General features: G+C 39.5%; 27 protein-coding genes. 22 read left to right on the top strand and 5 right to left on the bottom strand.

Annotation, left to right across the window (positions count from 1 at the left end):
- Nucleotides 1-108: 108 nt before the first annotated feature.
- The 5 genes from EDD61_RS10620 (at nt 109) to EDD61_RS10600 (ending at nt 7,060) form a co-directional block, all read left to right on the top strand.
- Complete coding sequence (locus tag EDD61_RS10620) at nt 109-507, top strand: conjugal transfer protein (protein WP_119957631.1); 399 nt, start codon at nt 109-111, stop codon at nt 505-507.
- Nucleotides 485-2,932 (top strand): conjugal transfer ATPase TcpF, encoded by a 2,448-nt coding sequence (gene tcpF, locus EDD61_RS10615; protein ID WP_119957630.1) that lies wholly within the window; start codon nt 485-487, stop codon nt 2,930-2,932. Before EDD61_RS10620 ends, tcpF begins: the two co-directional genes overlap by 23 nt.
- Nucleotides 2,932-5,133 (top strand): CD3337/EF1877 family mobilome membrane protein, encoded by a 2,202-nt coding sequence (locus tag EDD61_RS10610; protein WP_119957629.1) that lies wholly within the window; start codon nt 2,932-2,934, stop codon nt 5,131-5,133. The genes tcpF and EDD61_RS10610 overlap by 1 nt, the downstream gene beginning before the upstream one ends.
- An 11-nt stretch (nt 5,134-5,144) precedes the next feature.
- The gene (locus tag EDD61_RS10605) at nt 5,145-6,137 is read left to right on the top strand and encodes a bifunctional lytic transglycosylase/C40 family peptidase (RefSeq protein WP_442915983.1); all 993 of its coding nucleotides are present in this window, start codon (nt 5,145-5,147) and stop codon (nt 6,135-6,137) included.
- A gap of 77 nt (nt 6,138-6,214) precedes the next feature.
- A complete protein-coding gene (locus tag EDD61_RS10600) occupies nt 6,215-7,060 on the top strand; it encodes a conjugal transfer protein (RefSeq protein WP_455769150.1) in 846 nt (281 codons plus the stop codon).
- A 48-nt stretch (nt 7,061-7,108) separates the two neighbouring features.
- Here EDD61_RS10600 and EDD61_RS10595 read toward each other — a convergent pair whose 3' ends face one another.
- A complete protein-coding gene (locus tag EDD61_RS10595; RefSeq protein ID WP_165877207.1) occupies nt 7,109-7,924 on the bottom strand; it encodes a MerR family transcriptional regulator in 816 nt (271 codons plus the stop codon).
- Between the two features lie 85 nt (nt 7,925-8,009).
- Between EDD61_RS10595 and EDD61_RS10590 the strand changes: the two genes are divergently transcribed.
- The 7 genes from EDD61_RS10590 to EDD61_RS10560 all read left to right on the top strand — a co-directional run bounded on the left by EDD61_RS10590 (nt 8,010) and on the right by EDD61_RS10560 (nt 12,700).
- Nucleotides 8,010-8,315, top strand: coding sequence for an ArsR/SmtB family transcription factor (locus tag EDD61_RS10590; protein WP_119957626.1), 306 nt, complete (start codon nt 8,010-8,012; stop codon nt 8,313-8,315).
- The gene (locus EDD61_RS10585; RefSeq protein WP_119957625.1) at nt 8,308-8,763 is read left to right on the top strand and encodes a hypothetical protein; all 456 of its coding nucleotides are present in this window, start codon (nt 8,308-8,310) and stop codon (nt 8,761-8,763) included. Before EDD61_RS10590 ends, EDD61_RS10585 begins: the two co-directional genes overlap by 8 nt.
- A gap of 1 nt (nt 8,764) precedes the next feature.
- Nucleotides 8,765-9,877 (top strand): C45 family autoproteolytic acyltransferase/hydrolase, encoded by a 1,113-nt coding sequence (locus EDD61_RS10580; protein ID WP_119957624.1) that lies wholly within the window; start codon nt 8,765-8,767, stop codon nt 9,875-9,877.
- Between the two features lie 149 nt (nt 9,878-10,026).
- Nucleotides 10,027-10,572 (top strand): cysteine hydrolase family protein, encoded by a 546-nt coding sequence (locus EDD61_RS10575; protein WP_119957623.1) that lies wholly within the window; start codon nt 10,027-10,029, stop codon nt 10,570-10,572.
- 18 nt (nt 10,573-10,590) lie between these two features.
- On the top strand, nt 10,591-11,115 hold the full coding sequence (locus tag EDD61_RS10570; protein WP_119957622.1) for a cysteine hydrolase family protein: 525 nt from the start codon (nt 10,591-10,593) through the stop codon (nt 11,113-11,115).
- Between the two features lie 51 nt (nt 11,116-11,166).
- Complete coding sequence (locus tag EDD61_RS10565) at nt 11,167-12,216, top strand: acyltransferase family protein (protein WP_119957621.1); 1,050 nt, start codon at nt 11,167-11,169, stop codon at nt 12,214-12,216.
- A gap of 85 nt (nt 12,217-12,301) precedes the next feature.
- Nucleotides 12,302-12,700: a winged helix-turn-helix domain-containing protein gene (locus EDD61_RS10560; RefSeq protein ID WP_243642720.1), complete on the top strand. Its 399-nt coding sequence runs from the start codon at nt 12,302-12,304 to the stop codon at nt 12,698-12,700.
- A 39-nt stretch (nt 12,701-12,739) separates the two neighbouring features.
- Here EDD61_RS10560 and EDD61_RS10555 read toward each other — a convergent pair whose 3' ends face one another.
- Nucleotides 12,740-13,108 (bottom strand): helix-turn-helix domain-containing protein, encoded by a 369-nt coding sequence (locus tag EDD61_RS10555; RefSeq protein ID WP_119983581.1) that lies wholly within the window; start codon nt 13,106-13,108, stop codon nt 12,740-12,742.
- 146 nt (nt 13,109-13,254) lie between these two features.
- Between EDD61_RS10555 and EDD61_RS10550 the strand changes: the two genes are divergently transcribed.
- The 6 genes from EDD61_RS10550 to EDD61_RS10520 all read left to right on the top strand — a co-directional run bounded on the left by EDD61_RS10550 (nt 13,255) and on the right by EDD61_RS10520 (nt 16,864).
- Entirely contained in the window at nt 13,255-13,485 is a 231-nt protein-coding gene (locus tag EDD61_RS10550; protein ID WP_119957671.1) for a sporulation initiation factor Spo0A C-terminal domain-containing protein, read from the top strand.
- An 18-nt stretch (nt 13,486-13,503) separates the two neighbouring features.
- Nucleotides 13,504-13,869: a hypothetical protein gene (locus EDD61_RS10545; RefSeq protein WP_119957670.1), complete on the top strand. Its 366-nt coding sequence runs from the start codon at nt 13,504-13,506 to the stop codon at nt 13,867-13,869.
- 443 nt (nt 13,870-14,312) lie between these two features.
- The gene (locus EDD61_RS10540) at nt 14,313-14,747 is read left to right on the top strand and encodes an RNA polymerase sigma factor (RefSeq protein ID WP_119957669.1); all 435 of its coding nucleotides are present in this window, start codon (nt 14,313-14,315) and stop codon (nt 14,745-14,747) included.
- Nucleotides 14,734-14,982, top strand: a complete 249-nt coding sequence (locus EDD61_RS10535; protein WP_119957668.1) for a helix-turn-helix domain-containing protein — start codon at nt 14,734-14,736, stop codon at nt 14,980-14,982. The genes EDD61_RS10540 and EDD61_RS10535 overlap by 14 nt, the downstream gene beginning before the upstream one ends.
- Before the next feature lie 413 nt (nt 14,983-15,395).
- Nucleotides 15,396-15,599, top strand: a complete 204-nt coding sequence (locus tag EDD61_RS10525) for an excisionase (RefSeq protein WP_119957511.1) — start codon at nt 15,396-15,398, stop codon at nt 15,597-15,599.
- A 74-nt stretch (nt 15,600-15,673) separates the two neighbouring features.
- Nucleotides 15,674-16,864 carry a tyrosine-type recombinase/integrase gene (locus tag EDD61_RS10520; protein WP_207901033.1) on the top strand — a complete coding sequence of 397 codons (1,191 nt, stop codon included), beginning with the start codon at nt 15,674-15,676 and terminating at the stop codon, nt 16,862-16,864.
- Nucleotides 16,865-17,027: 163 nt separating this feature from the next.
- Here the strand turns inward: EDD61_RS10520 and EDD61_RS10515 are convergent, their stop codons facing one another.
- Nucleotides 17,028-17,285 carry a hypothetical protein gene (locus EDD61_RS10515; protein ID WP_132225327.1) on the bottom strand — a complete coding sequence of 86 codons (258 nt, stop codon included), beginning with the start codon at nt 17,283-17,285 and terminating at the stop codon, nt 17,028-17,030.
- A gap of 164 nt (nt 17,286-17,449) precedes the next feature.
- Between EDD61_RS10515 and EDD61_RS10510 the strand changes: the two genes are divergently transcribed.
- Nucleotides 17,450-19,381, top strand: a complete 1,932-nt coding sequence (locus EDD61_RS10510; protein ID WP_243642719.1) for an AAA family ATPase — start codon at nt 17,450-17,452, stop codon at nt 19,379-19,381.
- A gap of 81 nt (nt 19,382-19,462) precedes the next feature.
- Entirely contained in the window at nt 19,463-20,215 is a 753-nt protein-coding gene (locus tag EDD61_RS10505) for an SDR family NAD(P)-dependent oxidoreductase (RefSeq protein WP_132225323.1), read from the top strand.
- 105 nt (nt 20,216-20,320) lie between these two features.
- Here EDD61_RS10505 and mscL read toward each other — a convergent pair whose 3' ends face one another.
- Together mscL and EDD61_RS10495 are read right to left on the bottom strand one after the other, a co-directional pair.
- Nucleotides 20,321-20,815, bottom strand: a complete 495-nt coding sequence (mscL, locus tag EDD61_RS10500) for a large conductance mechanosensitive channel protein MscL (RefSeq protein WP_117547872.1) — start codon at nt 20,813-20,815, stop codon at nt 20,321-20,323.
- A gap of 35 nt (nt 20,816-20,850) precedes the next feature.
- The gene (locus EDD61_RS10495) at nt 20,851-22,098 is read right to left on the bottom strand and encodes an aminopeptidase P family protein (RefSeq protein ID WP_117547873.1); all 1,248 of its coding nucleotides are present in this window, start codon (nt 22,096-22,098) and stop codon (nt 20,851-20,853) included.
- A gap of 148 nt (nt 22,099-22,246) precedes the next feature.
- On the opposite strand from EDD61_RS10495, the gene ispD reads away from it, so the two are divergent.
- Nucleotides 22,247-22,894, top strand: coding sequence for a 2-C-methyl-D-erythritol 4-phosphate cytidylyltransferase (ispD, locus tag EDD61_RS10490; protein WP_008978116.1), 648 nt, complete (start codon nt 22,247-22,249; stop codon nt 22,892-22,894).
- 198 nt (nt 22,895-23,092) lie between these two features.
- Nucleotides 23,093-23,469, top strand: a 377-nt coding sequence (locus EDD61_RS10485; RefSeq protein ID WP_207901031.1) for a transposase, incomplete at its 3' end; no start/stop codon positions are given.

Here is a 23,469-nt window from a genome sequence, read left to right as displayed (position 1 = left end):
GCTGTCTGATCATAACCCTTTTAAGGGATATTCAGACAGCTTTTCTGATTTAAGGGCAGACGGCCAGACGTGCTGACTGCCCTTTTCCCATGAAAGGAGTGAAACGATTTGAAGAAAGTAAAAAGCTACACAGGTATCTGGAACGTGGAAAAAGTGCTGTACAGCATTAACGATTTTAACCTCCCGTTCCCCATTACCTTTTCACAAATGGCTTGGTTCGTATTGACAGAGTTTGTCATTATCCTGTTTGCCGACCTGCCACCACTGAACTTGATTGAGGGGGCATTTTTAAAATACTTCGGTATTCCCGTTGCCCTCACTTGGTTTATGTCGCAAAAGACCTTTGACGGCAAGAAGCCGTACAGCTTCCTAAAGTCAATGGCAACTTATGCCATGCGACCCAAAACGACCTACGCAGGAAAGGCGGTAAAACTGCACAACCAGAAATGCAACGAAAGCATTACCGCAGTAAGGAGTGAGATTTATGTACCCGATACGATACATTGAAAACAACCTTGTGTGGAATAAGGACGGCGAAGTATTCGCCTATTATGAGCTTATCCCCTACAATTATTCGTTCCTGTCCCCAGAACAGAAATACATTGTCCATGACAACTTCCGTCAGCTAATCGCACAGAGCCGTGAGGGAAAGCTACACGCCTTGCAGATAGCCACAGAAAGCTCTGTCCGTGCCACACAGGAAAAATCAAAACGGCTTGTCACAGGCAAGCTCCGTCAAGTGGCGATAGCAAAGATAGACCAGCAGACGGAAGCCCTTGTTTCCATGATTGGGGACAATCAAGTGGACTATCGCTTTTTCTTAGGGTTCAAGCTCATGGTAACAGAACAGGAATTGAACCTGTCCAGCATGAAGAAATCTGCTTTTATGAGCTTCAAGGAATTTCTGTTGGAAGTCAACCACACGTTAATGAATGACTTCGTTTCCATGAGTAATGACGAAACAAACCGTTACTTAAAAATGGAAAAACTGCTGGAAAACAAGATTTCCAGACGCTTCAAGGTACGCCGTCTGGATAAAAATGATTTTGGTTATCTGATAGAACACCTTTACGGACGGGACGGTATCGCTTATGAGGATTACGAATATCACTTACCCAAAAAGAAATTGAAAAAAGAAACGCTTATCAAGCGGTATGACCTTATCCGTCCCAGCCGTTGTCTGATTGAGGAAAGCCAGCGGTATTTAAGATTAGAACATGAGGACACAGAAAGCTATGCGACCTATTTTACGGTCAACGCCATTGTGGGCGAATTAGATTTTCCGTCCAGTGAAATCTTCTATTTCCAGCAACAGCAGTTTACCTTTCCAATAGATACGTCAATGAATGTGGAAATCGTGGGAAACAAGAAAGCCTTAACCACAGTACGCAACAAGAAAAAGGAATTGAAAGATTTGGACAACCACGCCTATCAAGCTGGAAGCGAAACCAGCAGTAACGTGGTGGACGCTTTAGACAGCGTGGACGAGCTGGAAACGGACTTAGACCAGAGCAAGGAAAGCATGTACAAGCTGTCCTATGTGATACGGGTATCTGCCCCAGACCTTGACGAACTGAAACGCCGTGCAGATGAAGTCAAAGATTTTTATGATGATTTGAATGTGAAGCTGGTGCGTCCTGCTGGGGATATGCTGGGGCTTCATTCCGAGTTTATGCCAGCAAGCAAGCGGTATATCAATGACTATGTACAGTATGTGAAGTCTGACTTTCTGGCTTCGCTTGGGTTTGGAGCTACCCAAATGCTGGGGGAAAATGAGGGTATCTATATCGGCTATTCTGTGGACACAGGACGAAACGTCTACTTACAGCCAGCCCTTGCCAGTCGAGGTGTAAAAGGTTCAGTGACAAACGCCCTAGCTTCTGCTTTTGTGGGAAGTTTGGGCGGTGGGAAATCATTCTGCAACAACTTGATTGTTTACTATGCGGTGCTGTTTGGTGGACAGGCGGTTATCCTAGACCCAAAAAGTGAGCGTGGCAACTGGAAAGCGACACTTCCAGAGATTGCGGACGAGATAAATATCGTCAATCTGACAAGTGATGAAGTGAACAAAGGACTTCTTGACCCGTTCGTGATTATGCGGAACGAGAAAGACGCTGAAAGCCTTGCAATCGACACACTAACATTCCTTACAGGTATTTCATCAAGGGACGGCGAAAAGTTCCCTGTACTTCGTAAAGCGGTACGCTCCGTGACCCAGAGCGAAACAAAAGGACTGCTTCTAGTCATTGACGAGCTACGCAAGGAAGATACCCCTATTTCACGGAATATCGCAGACCATATCGAGAGCTTTACCGATTATGATTTTGCACACCTGCTGTTTAGTGACGGAAAGGTGGAACACGCTATCAGCCTTGAAAAGCAATTAAACATTATACAGGTGGCAGACCTTGTATTGCCCGATAAAGATACCACCTTTGAGGAATACACCACCATTGAATTACTATCCGTGGCAATGCTGATTGTCATATCCACCTTTGCGCTTGACTTCATTCATTCGGACAGGTCGATTTTCAAGATAGTTGACCTTGACGAAGCGTGGGCGTTCTTGAACGTGGCACAGGGCGAAACCTTATCAAACAAACTGGTTCGTGCTGGTCGTGCCATGAACGCAGGTGTTTACTTCGTTACACAGGCTTCTGGGGACGTGGCAAAGGAAAGTCTGAAAAACAATATCGGTCTGAAATTTGCGTTCCGCAGTACCGACATAGCAGAGATAAAACAGACCCTAGAATTTTTCGGCATTGACAAGGAGGACGAGAACAACCAGAAACGGCTTCGTGATTTGGAAAATGGACAGTGCTTGTTGCAGGACTTGTACGGGCGTGTGGGCGTGGTACAGATACACCCTGTTTTTGAAGAACTGCTGACCGCCTTTGATACCAGACCACCCGTGAGAAATGAGGTGGTGTAATGGATTGGAAACGCACAGGAAAGAAAGTATTTCATGTGCTGGGAATGGCTCTGCTGGTGTTTGTTATCGTCATTGCCTTATTAGCCATGCTTGGGACAGTCGCCCATGCTTCGGGGCTGGTGGACGATACAATAGACGCTGGCAACCTGTATTCAAAGTACCCATTAAGCAATTATCAGCTTGACTTCTATGTGGATAACTCGTGGTCGTGGCTACCTTGGAACTGGCTGGACGGCATTGGAAAAAGTGTTCAATACGGGCTTTACTGTATTACCAACTTTGTCTGGACTATCAGCTTATATCTTAGCAACGCTACGGGCTATGTGGTGCAGGAAGCCTACAAGCTCAACTTTATTAACGATATGGCAGACAGTATCGGAAAAAGCATACAGACCCTTGCTGGGGTTACATCAAAGGGCTTTTCCAGTTCTGGCTTTTATGTGGGCTTCCTGCTTCTGCTTATCCTTATTGTAGGTATCTATGTTGCCTACACGGGACTAATCAAACGGGAAACCAGCAAGGCAATCCACGCAGTCATTAACTTTCTGGTGGTGTTTCTGGTATCGGCTTCCTTTATCGCTTATGCTCCCGATTACATCAAGAAAGTAAACGATTTTTCATCAGATATTAGTACAGCTTCGCTGGACTTGGGAACAAAAATCATGCTCCCAGACAGTGACAGCAAGGGCAAGGACAGCGTAGACCTCATTCGTGACAGCTTGTTTGCCATACAGGTGCAACAGCCGTGGCTTCTCTTGCAGTTCGGCAATTCGAGCATGGAGGAAATCGGGGCTGACCGTGTGGAAGCTCTGGTATCTGCCAGCCCGTCAGACGAGGACGGGGAAACCAGAGAGGACATTGTGAAAACAGAAATCGAGGACAGAGAAAATGATAACATGACGATACCGCAGGTGGTAAATCGTCTGGGAATGGTGTTCTTCCTGCTTATCTTCAACTTAGGGATAACGATTTTTGTATTCCTGCTTACGGCTATGATGATTTTCAGCCAGATACTTTTTATCATCTTCGCCATGTTCCTGCCTATAAGTTTCCTGCTATCCATGATACCCAGCTATGAGGGCATGGCAAAACAAGCAGTCGTTAAGGTATTCAACACTATCATGACCCGTGCCGGCATTACCTTGATTGTGACCGTGGCATTTTCCATTTCCAGTATGTTCTACAATATGTCCGACAATTACCCGTTCTTTATGGTGGCGTTCTTGCAGATAGTGACATTCGCAGGTATCTACTTCAAGCTGGGCGACATTATGAGTATGTTCAGCTTAAATGCTGGGGACAGCCAGAACATGGGACGCAGGATATTCCGCAGACCTTATATGTTCATGCGTCACAGGGCTAGACGTATGGAACGTAGAATGGCACGGGCTGTCGGTGCTGGAAGTGTAGCTGGTGCGGTCACAGGCTCTATGTTCTCTGGCGGTGGCAGTTCTGCCCGAAAGCCTAACCAGAATAAGGAACAGCGGAGCAATACCGCTTCTTCCAGCTTTGGAAGCCGTGCAGGTGCAAAGGCTGGTGCAGTCATGGACACAAAGAACCGTGTGAAAGACAAAGCACAACAAGTCAAAGAAGCGGTCAAGGATATGCCCATACAGGCTGGCTATGCGGTCTATTCAGCAACGGAAAACGCAAAGAAAACCGTGTCCGACTTCAAGCGTGGCGTAACACAGGAACAGGAAACAAGACAGTCTGGGCGCAGTGACAAGCTCAACCAGCGCAGACAGAGCGTGGCACAGAAGCGTATGGAAATGCAGAAAGCGCAGGAAGCAAGGCATTCTGAAAAGCAAGCGGACGGATCAGCGACAACAGGAGCTACCCGTCAGCATGAACGACCAGCAGTTACACCAAAGCCAGAAACAAAGACCGTACCAAAGGCAGAGGATAAAAAACGACCTGCTGTTGCCACACCGACAACGACTGCTGGCAAGGAACGACCTGCTACGGCTGGGGCTTCCGTGAAAGTTCCAGAGCAAAGGCAGAGCGCACAGCGTCAGACCGTCAAGGCTTCGGACACTCCAAAACCTGCCACCACACAGGAACTAAAGAAAAATATCCAGACGGAACGGACAGTCAATACCCAGCGCACAAGGCACTTGCAGAAGTCCCAGAATATCCAAAATTCCCAGCAGACCAGCCAGAAGAAAACCAGTACCCATAAGAAGAAAGGACGCAGGAAATGAGAATAAAGCACATGCTGATTATCGGCAGTATCTTCCCTGTGCTGTTCTCTCTTGTGCTGTTCTTCGGGGTACTGATTAGTGCGGAGGACGATGACGGGGGCAGTGGTTCTTCTTCCACTGTTACAGGCATGAACCTGTCCCCCGAAGTCCTCAAACATCAGCCAATGGTAGAAAAGTATGCAAAGGAATATGGAATTGAGGACTATGTGAATTATCTGCTTGCTATTATGCAGGTGGAAAGCGGAGGGACAGCCGTTGATGTTATGCAAAGCTCTGAAAGTCTGGGGCTTCCACCCAACTCCTTAGATACAGAAAGTTCAATCAAACAAGGCTGTAAGTATTTCTCGGAACTGCTTGCTTCTGCCAAAGGACAAGGGATTGAGGACATAAACGCCGTCATTCAAAGCTACAACTACGGTGGCGGTTATCTGGGCTATGTAGCTGGAAACGGAAAAAAGCACAGCTTTACGCTGGCGGAGAATTTTTCACAGGACAAGTCGGGAGGTACGAAAGTGACCTACACGAACCCGATAGCCGTTGCCCGTAACGGGGGCTGGCGGTACAACTACGGAAATATGTTTTATGTGGAATTGGTAAGCCAATACCTTACTGTCACACACTTTGATGATAAAACCGTACAGGCGGTTATGAACGAAGCACTGAAATATCAAGGCTGGAAATATGTGTATGGTGGCGACAACCCGAATACCTCTTTTGATTGTAGCGGTCTGGTGCAGTGGTGCTATGGCAAGGCTGGTATCAGCTTACCTCGTGTGGCACAGGCACAGTATGACGTGACCCAGCATATCCCACTGTCAGAAGCAAAAGCTGGGGACTTGGTATTTTTCCATTCCACCTATAACAGCGGTAGCTATGTAAGTCATGTCGGAATATACGTTGGCAACAATCAGATGTATCATGCCGGCGACCCTATCGGCTACGCAGACCTTACAAGCTCCTACTGGCAACAGCACCTAATCGGTGCAGGAAGAATGAAACAATAAAAAATGAAATCACAGAAAGGATTGATGAAATGTTCAAGAAGAAAGAAAAGCTCCCCAAAGAAAAAAAGGTGCGTACCGTGAAAGTCGGGACGCATAAGAAATCGGTCATTGCCCTGTGGCTGGTACTGATTGCAAGTGTCAGCTTCGGAATATACAAGAATTTCACGGCAATCGACCAGCACACCACACATGAAAAGGAAATCATAGAGCTACGGCTTAATGACACAAACGGGATTGAGAATTTCGTGAAGAACTTTGCGAAGTCTTACTATACATGGGATAACAACAAAGAAACCATTGAGAAGCGTACCGCTTCTATCAACGAGTATTTGACAAAGGAATTGCAGGACTTGAATGTTGATACTATACGGACGGATATACCAACCAGTTCAACGGTCAGTGACGTGCAGATATGGAATGTGGCGCAGTCTGGGGAGAACGAATTTACTGCTACCTACGAAGTAGATCAGCAGGTAAAGGAGGGCGACCAGACGAAATCGGTCAGTGCTACCTATACCGTAGCTGTCCATGTGGACGCAGACAGAAACATGGTAATCACAAAGAACCCGACCCTTGCCCCAGCACGCCAGAAGTCAACTTATGAGCCAAAAGCACAGGAAACAGACGGAACGGTGGACGCTGAAACCATGCAGGACGCAACGACATTTCTGGAAACCTTTTTCAAGCTCTACCCTACGGCAACGGAAAAGGAACTTGCCTATTATGTACAAGGAAATGTCCTTGAACCGATAAACGGTGACTATCTGTATTCGGAATTGATAAACCCTATTTTCACACAGGACGGGGAAAATGTGAAAGTAAGCGTGTTTGTGAAATTTATTGATAATCAGACAAAGGCAATACAGATTTCACAGTTTGAGCTAGTGCTTCACAAGGACGGAAATTGGAAGATTGTAAAATAACATAATAAGGGGCTGTGTACTAATTGTTAGTAAAACAGCCCCCTATTATTATTTTTTTTCCACAGGAAAACACACTTCAATAAGCCAATTTTCACAAGAAACATTCCTGTTTGGAGGTCTATGGTATACGTTATACATAGGTCCAGAAAAAATATAATGATTATCCCTTAACCAGTTTGCCACCGCTAAGTTTAAACCATTCATGAAGTCAAAATCACCTTGCATAACGATTGAAATTATTTTTTTAGAAGGTATAGTCTTGAAAGTGATGTCGTGGAAATCTGAATACTGCCCTATCACGTTACATTGAATTTCAATATCAATATTTGTGTGTTTGAACTCTTTATCATGGTAAATCGTTTTGTTATACGGAGGACTTTGTAATTTTATACCCTGTTCAGATATTTCATGGAACATAGTTTGAAAAAGTTCTGCTTCTTCTTGATAAGAATGTACTTTTTTTCGTAAACTTACTACATTGTGCTGAGGAATTTCTTTTAAATTGATTTTAAAACTATATATTGAGTTATTATTTATACTTTGAAGAACAGAACTAATATGTGTGATATTATCTTCCATGTCCTTTAATTCTTTTTGACGCTTTATAAGTAGCTCGTTCAAGTAGGCACTCATATAAACTGAATTATCGCAATTATTTAACAAAGATTTTATTTCTTTCAAGTTAACGCCTATACTTTTCAGTGTTTGTATTGTATTTGCTATTAGTAATTGCTCTTCGTCATAGTATCTATAATTGTTGTTTTCATCTATATGTGCTGGATGTAATAATCCTATATTATCATAATGTCGAAGCATACGAACTCCAATCTGGGATAAAACAGAAAACTCTTTTATTCTAAGCATGCCTATTCCTACTTTCATAAAATTTCTATTGACCTTGCAACAGTGATAACGTTTATACTTATATTATAACGAAAGGAGATGTTTAATGGAAGTAGAATTAAAAAACAAACAATCAGATAATATTGGTCTTCAATTTAAGGCACTAAGTTGTAAAACACGTAGAAATATTCTTGCTACTATCCTTGAAGAACCAAAGGACGCAGGGAAAATCTCAAAATCTTTGTTGCTAGTTAAATATGATACGAAAAAACATCTTAAAATCTTAGTTGATTGTAATTTGGTTGTACCATTACGGAAAGGTAATATACCGTATTATAGGACAAATTATACCGAACTAAATAATCTATCAGAAATTATTATAAAACTAAAGGAGAAGAGACAACATGAATGAATGTAAAGAATGTTATAGTAACAAGAAAAGAATTACACCTTTATTAAAACCACGGGAATGTTTGGAAAATCATTTACAGTATATTTGTAGCACATGTGGTAGATGTATCTGTATAAATAAAACAGAAAAAGGTGGTATGCAAAGATGGAACTTCCCATTTAAGACGTTAGATATAGCAAAGCTATATTTGCGGACAGCTGATGTTACAATGAAAACGAATTGTGGTATTTATGAGATTGTTAGTGCTAATGGAAGAAAATCATATAAAATTTTTTCTAATGAAGCAGAATTGCAAGAATACTTAAAGAAAAACAAAAGTAAGACATGTGTTGCAATGACGCCCATCTATCAGCGTTCAAAATACATTGAGTTTAACAATTCAGAAATCAGAAGACTTAATCGTGAAGAAGTAGAAAAATATATTCGAGAACAAAAGGAAGAAAAGTAGAATGAAAAATATAAATGTGAATTTCCTTGAACTAAAAGGTACAAGTTATGATATAGGAAAGCAATTAGGTAATATAGTTTTGGAAAATAATCATTTAAAAAATATTTTTATAAACTCTCAAGCTATTTCAGACAATGAAAAAAATGTATTTGAACTTTTTGACAAATATTGTCCTGGATTGAATGAAGAATTACAAGGTTTTTCTGATGTCTTGGGTATATCAAAAAGTAAAATTGTTTTTGTTCCATTAACCTACTTAACTCCAGCTTGTAGTCAACTAATTCTTTTGCCTAACAAAACTAAAAATCATCATACAATTATGGCAAGAAATTACGACTATTCAGAACAAATGGATGATTTTTGCTTAAGTAAAACATCAGTTACAAATAAGTATTCACATATAGGTACAAATATTATGCAATTTGGACGTGGCGAAGGGATGAATGAGTGTGGGTTAGCAATATCTCAAAGTGCATGTGGTAGACCTGTCAATGATTATCAAGGAGGGAAAAAACCTAAAGTCATTGGTTTGCAATTTTGGGCAGTTGTAAGAACCCTATTAGAAAACTGCAAAAACGTCAAAGAAGCTTTAGATACTTTATATGATATGCCTATAGCCTGTAATATCAATTTGATGATAGCCGATAAAAGTGGAGAAGCCGTACTTATTGAAATTATGGACGGAAAAAAAGAAATAAATCTTATTCAAAAGGATAATAAAAAAGATTATCTCATTGCCACTAATCATATTCATATTCCAAACATGATAAATATTGAGCCATATGCAATGAAAAATTCAATCCAAAGATACAAGTGTTTGGAAAAATGGGTTACGCAAACTCCTCTTATAGATGAGCCAGAAATTAAAGAATTACTTCTAACCCCTTATCCTAATGGTCTAATGCTTCCATTTTATGACGATTATTTTGGAACAATTAAAAGTATTGTCTTTAACTTATCTTTGGGAAAAATTGATATTTGTTGGGGAGGTTTGGAAGAGAATAAATGGCATTCCTTTAATATTGATAGCAATTTTAAGAATAAAACATATTCTCAAAACATTAAAAAGCTACCTACAATACAAGATTTTTTCAAAATTAAACCTATTGAATAGTATGAGAAATTATTTTGAAAGGCAAGTTATATAAGGTAATACGACATTTTAAAATAGCTTACAAGCATTTTTGCCATTTAAAGATGAAAGTAATATAAATTAGAATTTTGGAGAGCTGAAAAGATTATAAAGAGAAAGGATTTGATAAAATGAATACTGCCTTAGTAATTATTGACATTCAAAATGACTATTTTCCTCATGGGAAGTGTGAGCTTTTTCAAGCGGAACAAGCACTAACAGTAACAAAAAAATTGCTGAAACATTTTAGAACAGAAAAACTCCCTATTTTTTATGTGCAACACATATCACCAGAGAACGCAACCTTTTTTCTTCCAAACACAAAAGGTGTTCAAATCCACAAGGATATAGAACCTTTGCGTTCAGAAAATATTATTGTAAAGTATATGCCTAACAGTTTTCATGAAACAACCTTGCATGAAAAGTTATCCTCATTGTCAATAAAAAACCTAGTCATGTGTGGAATGATGACACATATGTGTGTAGATACGTCTGTAAGAGCAGCAAAAGAACTTGGTTATTACGTCACTCTTATATCAGACGCATGTGCAACAAAAGACTTAGAATGGAATGGGCGAAAGCTACCTGCAAGTTTTATAAACGATGTATACATGGCTTCATTGAACGGTAAATTTGCAGATGTTATTACAAGTGCTGATTATTTCACTGAAAGTTAGAATATGGGAGGTAATAGAATGATATTGCTGGTTGTTGATACTCAAAATTTAATTATGAATAATGACTTATACGAATTACAGACTTTTGTATATCGTATTAAAACACTAATCAAAGAGGCGCGCAATAATGATATAGAAGTTATTTATGTTAGACATGATGATGGTGTTGGACAGAAATTAACTAAAGGCGCATTAGGCTATGAAATATACGAAGAATTTCAGCCAATGCCAAATGAGCGTGTTTTTGATAAAAATGTAAACAGTGCTTTTAGAGATACAGGGTTATTGGATTACCTGCATGAAAAAGAAGAAGATACAATTATTATTGTAGGGCTACAAACAGATTACTGCATGGATGCAACAGTGAAATGTGGTTTTGAGCATGGACTTAAAATGATTGTTCCAGCAAATACAAATAGTACGCTTGATAATGAGTATATGACAGCGGAAAATTCTTATAGATATTATAATGAGTACATTTGGAATGGAAGATACGCAGAATGTATTTCATTTGAAAAAACTCTTGAATTGATGAATAGATAAATTAGAATTTATCGAGAAGAAGGGCGTAATTTCCAGACGAAAGGCAGAGAAATGAGAAAATATTATATTGATAATTTAAGGGTATTTTGCATATTGCTGTTGATTCCGTATCATACAGCTATGATATTCAATGATTTTGGAGAGGCTTTTTATATACATGGACAGATTGTGGAGGGGCTTGCTGTTCCCATGGGGTTTCTTACGCCTTGGTGGATGTCGCTGTTATTTACTATTTCAGGGATTTCGGTGGCATTCGCTTTAAAAAGGCGGAGCATAAAAGAATTTTTTATGGAAAGAGTGAAAAAACTGTTGATACCGCTTTTAGTGGGAATTATGCTTATTATTCCAGTACAGTCTTATATTGCAGATGTATTTTGGAATGGCTATAAAGGAAATTACTTTGCACATTATGCAGTTTATTTTACGAAGTTTACTGACCTGACCGGATATGACGGTGGATTTACTCCTGGACATTTATGGTTTATACTCTTTTTGTTTATTGTGTCTGTGGCGGCAATTCCCATGATTGCTTTGTTTCAGAAACGGAATAAGCCGATTGATAGGAAAAAAATAAAAGTATGGCAACTCTTTCCGCTGTTTCTAGCTATTCTAATCATGACGCCGATTTTGGATTTTGCAGGAGGAAAAAGCATTGGCGAGGCATTTACCTTGTTCATTATCGCTTTCTTCCTGCTTTCCTTAGATGAAGTGCAGGAATTGCTGGAGAAAAATTGGATACTGCTGCTGTGCCTGTTTGCGGGAATATCCCTTATTTATATGACAGTTGATATGTGTGGCTTGGTGTGGGATATTGCAAACCGTATTGTAAAATGGTTTGGCATTTTAGCGTTTTTGGGAGTATGGAGAAAGTTTTTTAATAAGACAAATCCTATCATGCAGTATTTATCAAAAGCGGCTTTTCCTCTCTATTATTTTCATCAGTCAATTTTAGTTGTACTGGCGTATTTTGTTTTAAAAACAAAATTGAACGTACCATTTCAATACTTAAGTATTATGCTGGGAACCTTTCTTTTTTCCATATTGTGTTATGAAATTTGCAGAAGATTTAAAATAACAAAACTTTTATTTGGAATTAAGTAAATTGATATAAAACATAAAGAGCGATAAATTCCAGTTTATCTCTAAATAGAATTTGGAAGGAGGTCGATAAAATGGGAAAATATTAGTGGTATTATTTTCTGAAACCGAAGAACAAATATTTCAGCAAACCGTTGAATGGCTATCATCTAAATTCTCTAGTCCTCCTGCCTTTATTAAGCAATCGGTAAATGGATTTCATCTTGACCCATACGCCCGTACCTTTAATAATGAAGATGGAAATATTGTATATTTGACAGCCAAAGAATTTGACCTGCTCTACTTCCTCATGTTACATAAAGGACAGGTATTTACAAAAGAACAGCTCTACGACAATGTCTGGGGCTACGATTATGTAGCAGACGCTAAGAACTTAACAGGGTTTATACGAAAGCTAAGAATGAAAATAGAGCCAGACCCACAAAGCCCAAAGTACATTCTTACAGTCTGGGGTGTAGGTTACAAATTCAATGAAGAAAAACCGTAGCTGTACTTCACACTCGTGTGATCTATACAGACTACGGTTTTATTCATTCTCATTTATAGTAGTTTCAAACAGTTTTACGGTACGCATAGAAGCCTTAGTTGCTTTCAATACATCAACCAATACCCGTATTTCATAATCATTGCAATCGCTGAACAATTCTTTCGCTTCTTTTTCAAAGACTGGTTTTGCAATCAAGATAGTGTCACATAACAATTCATCAGCCGACACTTTCAGCAGATTAGCAATCGCAACAAGTGTCGTTAGACTGACGCTGGAATTACCAGTTTCTATATTGCTGACGTGTTGCGGAGTGACACCTATTTTGTCAGCAACCGTTTCTTGTGTTATGTTCTGGTTTATTCTTGCTATCTTTATTCTTTTTCCTATGGCTTTAAAGTCAAGCTCCATAGCTGGCACACTCCTTTCGTCAAAAGTATTCTCTTATATTGTAACCTTTGCAAAAATGTATTATAATGGTGTCATAAAATAAATCATTCCATGAGTTATAGTAAAAATGCTATGATTATCAAGTATATAAGAAATGAGGTATGTATATGATTGGCTTTAAGAAAAGAGATACAAAAGACCTGTTAAAAACGATTGCCCGTACACATGGTATTTCTGTCGCAGAAGTAAGAGAAGAAATGCAGGCTACCATTGACGAAGCACGGAACAGTCCAGACCCAGAAAAACAGGCAGAGTTTAAAAAATATTTTGGGAACAGCACTCCTACCCCAGAGGAATTTATTTATATAATGACAAAAAAGTTGAATCGCAAACTGTAAAATAGCGGAGGGCGAAGCATGGAGAAGTTGGAAAAAGAGGAAAGCACTTTCCTGTCGTTATGCAGTCCACATGACCGTGATTTGCTTACAGGGCGTATAGACATGACATTGCAGGATTTTGAACGCATTACCTACCTTACTATGGCACTGGACTATGTGGAATATTCCCTAGACCTGCATAAACGGTATATAGAATTAACTGTTAAGCTGACTAGACAGCTTGAACGGGAAAATCAAATACTGGCTGATTATCCAGCCTATTACCTAGATGAAGATACCGCAGAAACATACCAGAAATGGATTGATGATTTCTGCAACCATATTCCTGCTGATAAGCAAGAATATTATCGAAATAAACTGAACACACAAACTGGATTGAGATAGTAAAGGGTTATTGCACCAGCATTATGCTGACATGCAATAACCTTTTTAATTCCTTCCAAAAAACGGAAATATGACAGGAGATTAAAAGGAATTGTCCGTTATCCTTATCATGCGGAAATTTGCACCATAACAGGCATTTTCGCATGGGAGGAGCTTTATTTATGGGAAATTGCAGTAGACAGGCTGTAATACAGGTAAAACAGTTAAAATAATAAAAACCTATCCAAAACACTATATTGTGGACTTTGGATAGAACGTCATAAGTGTTTGTTAGATATTTTAAGTAAAGCTCAAATGGGACAACCTGTTTTGAGCTTTTTTAATTGTCTGCAACTTTTTTCCATAACATTGCCAAACCGCCCCCTCCCATTCGTACTAATGGCGGAAAGGGGGAAGGAATGGTTGAAATCACCGCCTTTTGATAAACGGAAGGAGGTGAGAACGTGAAAAAAGCCACTTCCCTTGAAGAAGAAAAACAGCTTACCTTTGACTGCTACTGCAAACGTGTACTGAAACATGAAGCAATCGACATACAGAGAAATAACCAATACATGAACAGCGTACAGACTTCGTTTTCAGAGCTATCACAGGAACAGCTAGGAACACTCTGTACCTATGACGAGTATTCCACTGATTACAGCCTGTTCAAAGTATTGGAGTATGACATTGCAGTACGGGACGAACTGCTGGCAGAAGCCTTACAGGAGCTTCCAGAAAAGAAACGGGACATTGTACTGCTTTCCTATTTTCTGGAATACAGCGACATTGAGATAGCACAACTGCTGAACAGCGTCCGCAGGACAGTGAACGACCAGAGGAACAAAGCTCTGAAAGATTTGAAAAAAAGAATGGAGGACAAAAAGCATGAACAAGAATAAAAGCATACATAAAGGGAATGGGCTGTTGCCTTTCCCTGTCATTGTATCAGCTTCCTTGGGCGACCCTTTGGCTATGGATATTGTATTGAGCCATTATGAGCCATATATCGCCCGTTTATCCATGAGGACGGTCTATGACGACTACGGAAATCCACACACCCGTGTTGATGATGATATGCGTCGCCGTCTGGAAACAAAGCTGATAGAAAAGGTGCTTGATTTTAAAGTAGCCTAACCCCTTGTTCCTCTCCCATTCGGAGTGACGCAATACCCCCTTTCCTGCGTCCTCCCTCTGGGACTGGAATTTATCATACTGTTAAAGTTTATTTGCACGCAAGTAGGCTTTGACAGGCTGATAAGCCGATTTGTTCTTTGACAACTGAATAAAGCAGACAGATACGTTTGTGGGTATAGTGAGCCAACGGAACTTGCACGCCATGACCTTTCCCAAAAGAAAGTGAGCGATTCATGCAGTGATCCGTGAGCGACTTTTGGAATGGTCGTTCTGCCTTGACCTGTATTCACAGAATAATGATACGCCCTAATGATACGGTTCACTCATAAGAATGAGAATAGTTGAGATACTAGCGGAGCTTTCCAAAGCCGTCTGTCTGCTTCTGAAAAAGCACATAAAGGAGGTGGTACACTATGAACAATACTGATGTGCCAATTTGGGAAAGATACACCTTGACAATAGAGGAAGCGTCTAAATATTTTCGTATTGGGGAGAAGAAATTGCGTAAGCTGGCAGAGGAAAACATCAACTCTGGCTGGGTCATTATGAATGGAAACCGTGTGCAGATTAAGCGGAAACAGTTTGAAAAAATCGTTGATACTTTGGACGTTATTTAGTGAAAATGAGCCTGAAATATGGTACAATATAGGTAGTCGTATCAAGGCTCTTTCTACTTTGAAAGGAGCTTAACATCATGGAAAAAAGACGTGATAACAAAGGACGAATTTTAAGGACTGGAGAGAGCCAGAGAAAAGACGGAAGATACGCCTACAAATATATAAACGCACTTGGAGAGCCAAAGTTTGAGTATGCTTGGAAACTTGTTCCAACGGATAAAACCCCAGCAGGAAAACGTGAAGATATTTCACTCCGTGAAAAAGAACAGGCGATACAAAAAGACCTTAATGACGGCATTGACACTGTTGGAAAGAAAATGACTGTCTGCCAGCTTTACGCTAAGAAGAACAGCCACAGAAAGAACATCAAACGCAATACGGAAAAGGGACGCAAGTACCTTATGGACATTCTGAAAAAAGACTCCCTCGGTGCTAGAAGCATTGATACGGTCAAACAGTCAGACGCTAAAGAATGGTGTATCAGAATGAATGAAAATGGATATGCCTACAAGACGATAAGCAATTTCAAGCGTTCACTGAAAGCGTCATTCTATGTAGCAATACAGGACGATTGTATCAGAAAGAACCCTTTCGACTTCAAATTGAGTGATGTTCTGGAAGATGATACTGAACCTAAGATTGCATTAACCCCAGAACAGGAAGCAGACCTGCTGTCCTTTATGGAAAGCGACAAGATTTATAAAAAGTATCGTGATGAAATCATCATTCTGTTAGAAACAGGGCTTCGTGTTTCAGAATTGTGTGGATTGACAGTTAAGGACTTAGACTTTCAAAACAGGTCAATCAATGTAGACCACCAGCTTTTGAGAGATACAGAAGTCGGGTACTACATTGAACCGCCTAAGACAAACAGCGGTATTCGCCAGCTCCCAATGAGTGAAAAGGCTTATCAAGCGTTTAGACGCATTAGCAAGAACCGTAAGAAAGCAGAGCCAATCGTGATTGACGGTTACAACAGTTTCTTGTTCCTCAACCGTGAGGGCTTACCAAAGGTAGCAGGAAATTATGAGGGTATGGTTAAAGGGCTGATTAAGAAGTACAACAAGACACATAAGGACAAGTTACCGAATGTGACCCCACATACTTTCAGACATACATTCTGTACCAACATGGCAAACAGAGGAATGAACCCAAATACCTTACAGTACATTATGGGACATTCCAACATCACCATGACACTTGGCTATTATGCACATGGTTCATTCGTTTCTGCAAAAGCTGAAATGGAACGGCTGTCAGCTTAGTAGTAAAGGCTAAATTTACTACACTTTTACTACTTTTGAAAGCAAAGTCATACATGGATATGCCAGCTTATGCAATGTATCTTCCGAAAAGAAAACATCGGAAAAGCCCGTAAATACAGGTTATACCGGCATTTGACAACATTTGAAAAGATAATCAAAATTCTTATGAGTTTTTATGGGGAATAAAGCCATTTGCTGATTTCTTTGGACTCTTTATACATTCTTTTAATGACAGAAATTCTTCGTAACTCAATAGGTGAAAAAGAGCATCTTCTTGTGTAAACACTTCATAAAGGGAAGCAAGCATCTGATATCTCGTGATTTTTTCATATTCTTTCGGATTTTCTATATAAGTGTCATAGCAACAATAGATGGCTTCCTTGTTTATCTTTTTTGCATAATCTTTTATGTTCATATTCATTCATACCTCTCTATGAGTTTATCATATCCTTTTTCTTGAATTCATACAATAAAGATATCGAAAGATTTAGACTTCTTTCTTGCGTTTTAAATGAATTTGGCAGTCCATACTAACAAAAGCAACCAAGAGAAATCATATGCTATATGGAAACGGATGGTGAAGATATGAAATATCGTTTAAATAAACAGGTGACAAATATCATGAAAAGCGCAGGTGAAGAGGCGCGTGATATGGGAAACAACTATATAGGAAGCGAGCATTTATTACTGGCAATCTTAAAAGATAGTGAGACTCAGTTATGTCAGTTAATCAGCGCACAGGGTGTTTGTTACTATCAAATGAAAGAAGATTTAATGGTACTATTTGGCTTGCGTGATCAAAGTGTTGAAGAAATCCAAATCACTCAGGTCGTCGATGATATCTTAGAGCGTGCCATGCAGATCGCACAGCATAAAAAAGCAAAAGTGATGGATGTACATTCCTTATCCTTAGCACTGCTGCAGACAGCAAGCTGTGTGGCTACGGAAATCTTGCATCGCTATGATATTGATGAGAATGTATTGCTGATGCAGATGGAACATGGGGGACGTAATGAATTGGATAAAGTAAATGAATTACGGAATCTAAATACCTGTGGTTTAAATCAGGATATTATAGGTAGAGATAAAGAACTTTCTTTTATGATTTCGGTATTATCAAGAAAAGATAAGGCGAATCCATTATTGATCGGAGAACCCGGTGTGGGGAAAACCGCATTAGTGGAAAAGCTTGCCGGGATGATACAGGCAAATCAGGTACCATCCTTACGCAATGCCAGTATTTATGAACTGCATCTGAATTCATTAGTAGCAGGAACGAAATATCGCGGCGATTTTGAAGAGAAATTGCAAAATATTATTCGCCTGTTAGAGAAATATCCGAATGTGATCCTTTTTATTGATGAGATCCATCAGATGATCGGTGCAGGTAAGTCAGAAGGCAGCATTGATGTATCCAGTGTGTTAAAGCCATATCTTGCGCGTGGATTGATTAAATGTATCGGTGCTACAACAGTAGAAGAATATGAAAAATATATCGAAAAAGATCGAGCCTTAGAACGGCGTTTTCAAATTATCACGATCAAAGAACCAAATCAGAGCGAAACATTGGAAATGTTAAAGGTTAAGGTAAAAGAATATGAGGATTTTCATCAGGTGCATATTCCGATGGATATCTTAGCGAAAATCGTCGCGTATTGTGACTATTATATGCCACAGCGTAAGTTTCCGGATAAAGCGATTGATGTATTAGATTTATCCTGTGTCAGTGCGAAAGCGAGCAATACGCATCAAGTCAATGAAGATATGGTTAAAGATGTTGTGGAAAAGCTTACAGCGATTCCGCTTGCCAGTGTTGATCGTGTACAATTGTTAAAGGCGCAGCTGCAAGAATCCTTGATTGGACAGGAAGAAGTTATTGATAAATTAATTGCCCAGTTACAATGGATCGAGCAGGGCGTAATTACCCAACGTCCTTTAGGGGTTTGGCTGTTTTTAGGAAATCCCGGGGTTGGGAAGAAGACACTGATGCAAAAATTTAACCGCACTTATTTTAATCAGGAAGATATGGTAACTTTTGATATGGCAGCCTTTGAACAAAACTTTGCGCATAATTTATCTTTACTAAGACGCAATCCCTATACGATCGTATGTATCATGAATTTGCATATGGCGCATGAAGCACAGCTGCAATTCTTACGTCAATCCATTGAAAAAGGGTATATGGAACATGATATTTACAAGGTGGATCTGCGCCATTGTATCATGATCTTGAATGGTGATTTCACGCTAACAAATAGCAGTGAATTGCATTTTCAAGAAACCCAAAGTCTGGAACAAATCTTATCTCGACAGTTGCCTGCATCATTTTTAAGCGTCATTGATGAAATCTTCTGGTTTCATGATCTGAAGCAGGAAGATAAATTGCACATCGTTCATAATGTCTTAAAACAATGGAATAAGACTTTAGCGGATACAAAGATTAAAGAAGTGATTTCTTCTTGCACATCCATGGAAGAAGTAACCAGAAAACTAAAACAGCATCTCGTGGAGGTCTAACCTCCTTTTTCTAAACCTAGAAGGAAATGAGCGTTATAACCGAAAAAATGTGCTATAGTAAAGACATAAGGAAGTGATGTTATGAAAGCATTAATTACCGGCGCCAGCAGTGGGATTGGAAGAGATATGGCCAGAGTTCTGGCAAAGGCCAAAGTTGATTTGATTCTGGTTGCACGAAGAAAAGAACGTTTGATGGAACTAAAAGAGGAATTACCGGTACATGTTACCGTAGTTGTTTTAGATGTTTCAAAACGTGAGAACTGTGAAGCGTTATACCAACGCTTTGTCCATGAACCTATTGATATTCTGATCAATAATGCCGGCTTTGGAGATTATGGGGAATTTCATGAAACGGATATAGATAAAGATTTACAGATGGTGCAAACTAATATACAGGCGGTGCATATTCTTACCAAGCTCTTTTTAAAGGATTTTATTCGTCGTGATAAAGGCTATATCTTAAATGTAGCCAGCTCCGCCGCTTTTTTACCGGGACCGTTGATGGCAACCTATTATGCGACCAAGAGCTATGTACTTCGCTTGTCGATGGCGATATGGAAAGAGCTGCAGAAAAAAGGCAGTCATGTTTCCATCTCGGTATTATGCCCGGGACCGGTGAGAACCGAATTCGACAAGGTGGCAAATGTTAAGTTTTTAATGGATGGAAAAACAAGCGAAGAGGTAGCTGCGATTACCATACGCCGTATGTTAGAAAAAAAGTTACTGATCATTCCCGGCATGTTGATGAAAGCCTCTTATATCGCGACACGCTTTTTACCAAATCGTTTGTTGATGAGCTGTAGTTATCACATTCAGCATCGTAAAAATAAATAAAATCAGAAATAAAAAACTGGAAACAATCCTATAAGCAGAATGTCTTACGATAGGAAGTTCCAGTTTTCTTTTGATGTATTTATGTTCATTCAGAAAGTTATTCGTCTATTCACTTGCCACTTCATCAGCTGCCTCTTCTTCGTTAGGCAATGCACTGGTACAATGTGGACAGCGTGTAGCCTCGATTGCGATTTCCGATTTACAGAAAGGACAAATTTTTGTTGTAGGTGCTTCTGCTGCTTCTTCTTTTTTTCGAAGGGCTTTACGCGCTAAGGAGTTCATTGTTTTGACCATCATGAAGATTACAAAGGCCATGATGAGAAAGTTAATGACCTCTGTTAAAAAGACACCATAATTCAAGGTAGATGCATTTGCTTCCTGTGCTTTTGCTAAAGAAGTGTACGTATTGCCATCAAGGGCGATAAACCAGTTGGAAAAGTCAATGCCACCGGTAATCATCGTAATGATTGGCATGATGATATCATTCACCAAAGAACCAATGATTTTTTGAAAAGCACCACCGATGATAACACCAACAGCTAAGTCAAGCACGTTTCCACGCATGATGAATTCTTTAAATTCTGCATAAATTTTTTTCATGTGTATACCCCTTTCTTAACGATTGCACGTAGGATTTATTTGGCATGAGCCGCCATAAAGGCTTCAATTTCATCCGGTTCTTTGATAATATCTTTGCTTAAGTTGATACAGCCATCTTCCACCACCAGCACATTATCTTCAATGCGTATGCCAATGCCTTCCTCCTCTAAATACAAGCCGGGTTCAATTGTAAAGACATTGCCAGGCTGCAGTTTATAGTTTGGCAAGGTGACATCATGTGTTTCTAGGCCAAGCATGTGGGAAACTCCATGCCAATAATAATCGGCAACACTTTTTCCATGTTTTAATAAATTAAGTTTACTTAATTCTTGATGATAAAATTTAATCAATTCATTATTTAAATCACGTAAGGTTATACCTGGTTTTACCATCTGCATGATCATCTTATTGGCTGTTAAAACAATGTCATAAATTTGACGTTGGCGTTTTGTGAACTTCCCATTTATCGGGAAGGTGCGTGTAATATCGGCATTCATATAGGAATAAGCTGCCCCTAAATCGCATAAAACCAAAGAGCGGTCTTTGATTTTTTGACTATTCTCCTGATAATGTAGGATAGTTGCATTTTTGCCTCCTGCCACAATGGATGGGAAAGAATGCAGACAGTTATTTGATTTTAAGACGAAATCAAAATAAGCTTCCAATTCGTATTCTCCCATGCCGGCATGCGCATGAGCCATCATATTTTCAATGGCTTCCTTTGTCACCGCAATGGCTTTTTGTAATTTTGCCAATTCATCTTCATCCTTAACCAAACGCAGTGCACTGATGTATCCTGCCAGATCATGTAAAACGATGTGTGGATATCTTTGCAGTAAACTGCGTGCAAAAATATGCGCTTCACTATCCGCCTGTTCAGCTTCTTGTTTCGTGAAATCCGCATATACATCAACATTTGCATAACCACTAAAATAACGTGATAAGACACTTCCTATGGTATCCATGGCTTCTTCACGCCAATAGATTTCTTGGATACCGGAGATGTTTGCGGCATCCTTTGGCATGATTCTGCCGCCGACCCATTTTGCCAGTTCTTCATCATAACGTTCAATAAATAAATACTCACTTACACGTCCTTCAACTTTGATGATGGCAAGTACCATATTTTCTTTGTCTAAACCACTCATATAATAAAAACTGCGGTCTACAGAGAATTCATACTTTTCATCGCCGACCTTATAAGGGGCTGTTTTGCTAAACAGTAGGGCAATGGCATTATCTGGCAAAGCAGCAGCCAATTTTTTTCGTCTTTCTTTATACATAAGATCCTTCTTTCTTCATCTTGAGATATATTATCTTGTAGCTAATTATAGCACAGTTTCGCTTAAGTTTCTTTCAGAAATAAGCGTATTCTATGGTATAATTGTGAAAACTGATGTAAGTATTTAAGATCGAGAAAGGAAATGGTTTATGAAATATACAGCACTCATTGTAGCAGCAGGCAGTGGCAGTCGTATGGGATTGGGATATAATAAAATGTTATTTACATTAAAGAATGGCAGGACGATTTTAGAAGAGACCATTGCATGTTTTAGACAAGATAAGCGTTGTCATCAGATCATTGTAGTAGCTAGTTTAGAGGATATGGAAACCTTTATGCAGTTATGTGCAAAGGGGAATGTGGTATTTGTACAAGGCGGTACTACCCGTCAGGATTCTGTTTATAATGGGTTAAAAGCTGTAGCATGTGATTATGTGCTGATACATGATGGTGCCAGACCATGGCTGTCCATGACATGTATTGATCGCATTGTGGATACGCTTCAAACAAAGGCTGCTTGTTTATTAATGATGCCGGTGAAAGATACGATTAAAGTAGTGGAACATGGAAAAGTTGTATCAACTCCACAGCGTGCTACCTTATATCAGGCACAGACACCACAAGCTTTTCGCAGTGATGCTATCCTGAAAGCCTATCATATCGCATATGAAAAACAGCTGCAGGCGACAGATGATGCGCAAATCATGGAATTATGCGGTGATTATGAAGTATATGCGGTAGAAGGCAGTTATGAGAATATAAAGGTGACAACAAAAGAAGATATTGCAGGTAAATAAAAGGTTACCATGTTGCGTTTTTGTATGTTGAATCGAGAATATAGGAAGCAGAAAAATGATGATAATCATTGGATACTTCCTTTTTTTTGTGAATTTTGAGAGTGTAAAATAAACTGTGTAAATTAAGAGCGTACGACTTAACGATACACAGTTTTTATATGCTTATGATACAATAAAAGAAAGTAGAGGAAATAACATATGGCAAGAATAAAAAGAGATCCAAAAACAGTAGCACTCGCGCAAGAAATCGCAAAACAATTTGATCCACAATCAGCAGAAGATGCAGATGAAGCACTCAAAGAACTTTTTGGTCCGATATTTGAATCGTTGCTCCAAGGTGAGATGAGTCATCATTTAGGATATGAGAATAATAATAAAGAATATAAACAAACGCAGAATCGTAGAAATGGATATGGTCAAAAAACTGTTCATACTACAAAGGGAGATATCACGATAGATACACCAAGAGACCGTGATGGTTCTTTTGAGCCACAGCTGATATCAAAACGACAAAGAGATGTTTCAGGAATAGAAGATAAAGTATTAGCGATGTATGCACGAGGAATGAGTCAACG

It is taken from the genome of Longicatena caecimuris (genome assembly GCF_004341945.1).
Lineage (GTDB): Bacteria > Bacillota_I > Bacilli_A > Erysipelotrichales > Erysipelotrichaceae > Longicatena > Longicatena caecimuris.
Note: the sequence above shows the minus strand (reverse complement) of the source record. Positions and strands in the feature narration are given on the sequence as shown.

Excerpts from the sequence above, each read along its gene's own strand:
- EDD61_RS10550 (WP_119957671.1), top strand. The coding sequence starts at position 13,255 with ATGATTGGCTTTAAGAAAAGAGATACAAAAGACCTGTTAAAAACGATT.
- EDD61_RS10570 (WP_119957622.1), top strand. The coding sequence starts at position 10,591 with ATGATATTGCTGGTTGTTGATACTCAAAATTTAATTATGAATAATGAC.
- EDD61_RS10505 (WP_132225323.1), top strand. The coding sequence starts at position 19,463 with ATGAAAGCATTAATTACCGGCGCCAGCAGTGGGATTGGAAGAGATATG.
- EDD61_RS10535 (WP_119957668.1), top strand. The coding sequence starts at position 14,734 with ATGAACAAGAATAAAAGCATACATAAAGGGAATGGGCTGTTGCCTTTC.
- EDD61_RS10510 (WP_243642719.1), top strand. The coding sequence starts at position 17,450 with ATGAAATATCGTTTAAATAAACAGGTGACAAATATCATGAAAAGCGCA.
- EDD61_RS10495 (WP_117547873.1), bottom strand. The coding sequence starts at position 22,098 with ATGTATAAAGAAAGACGAAAAAAATTGGCTGCTGCTTTGCCAGATAAT.
- EDD61_RS10610 (WP_119957629.1), top strand. The coding sequence starts at position 2,932 with ATGGATTGGAAACGCACAGGAAAGAAAGTATTTCATGTGCTGGGAATG.
- EDD61_RS10545 (WP_119957670.1), top strand. The coding sequence starts at position 13,504 with ATGGAGAAGTTGGAAAAAGAGGAAAGCACTTTCCTGTCGTTATGCAGT.
- mscL (WP_117547872.1), bottom strand. The coding sequence starts at position 20,815 with ATGAAAAAAATTTATGCAGAATTTAAAGAATTCATCATGCGTGGAAAC.
- EDD61_RS10595 (WP_165877207.1), bottom strand. The coding sequence starts at position 7,924 with ATGCTTAGAATAAAAGAGTTTTCTGTTTTATCCCAGATTGGAGTTCGT.
- EDD61_RS10585 (WP_119957625.1), top strand. The coding sequence starts at position 8,308 with ATGAATGAATGTAAAGAATGTTATAGTAACAAGAAAAGAATTACACCT.
- EDD61_RS10525 (WP_119957511.1), top strand. The coding sequence starts at position 15,396 with ATGAACAATACTGATGTGCCAATTTGGGAAAGATACACCTTGACAATA.
- ispD (WP_008978116.1), top strand. The coding sequence starts at position 22,247 with ATGAAATATACAGCACTCATTGTAGCAGCAGGCAGTGGCAGTCGTATG.
- EDD61_RS10565 (WP_119957621.1), top strand. The coding sequence starts at position 11,167 with ATGAGAAAATATTATATTGATAATTTAAGGGTATTTTGCATATTGCTG.
- tcpF (WP_119957630.1), top strand. The coding sequence starts at position 485 with ATGTACCCGATACGATACATTGAAAACAACCTTGTGTGGAATAAGGAC.
- EDD61_RS10605 (WP_442915983.1), top strand. The coding sequence starts at position 5,145 with ATGCTGATTATCGGCAGTATCTTCCCTGTGCTGTTCTCTCTTGTGCTG.
- EDD61_RS10555 (WP_119983581.1), bottom strand. The coding sequence starts at position 13,108 with ATGGAGCTTGACTTTAAAGCCATAGGAAAAAGAATAAAGATAGCAAGA.
- EDD61_RS10580 (WP_119957624.1), top strand. The coding sequence starts at position 8,765 with ATGAAAAATATAAATGTGAATTTCCTTGAACTAAAAGGTACAAGTTAT.
- EDD61_RS10575 (WP_119957623.1), top strand. The coding sequence starts at position 10,027 with ATGAATACTGCCTTAGTAATTATTGACATTCAAAATGACTATTTTCCT.
- EDD61_RS10590 (WP_119957626.1), top strand. The coding sequence starts at position 8,010 with ATGGAAGTAGAATTAAAAAACAAACAATCAGATAATATTGGTCTTCAA.
- EDD61_RS10515 (WP_132225327.1), bottom strand. The coding sequence starts at position 17,285 with ATGAATATGAACATAAAAGATTATGCAAAAAAGATAAACAAGGAAGCC.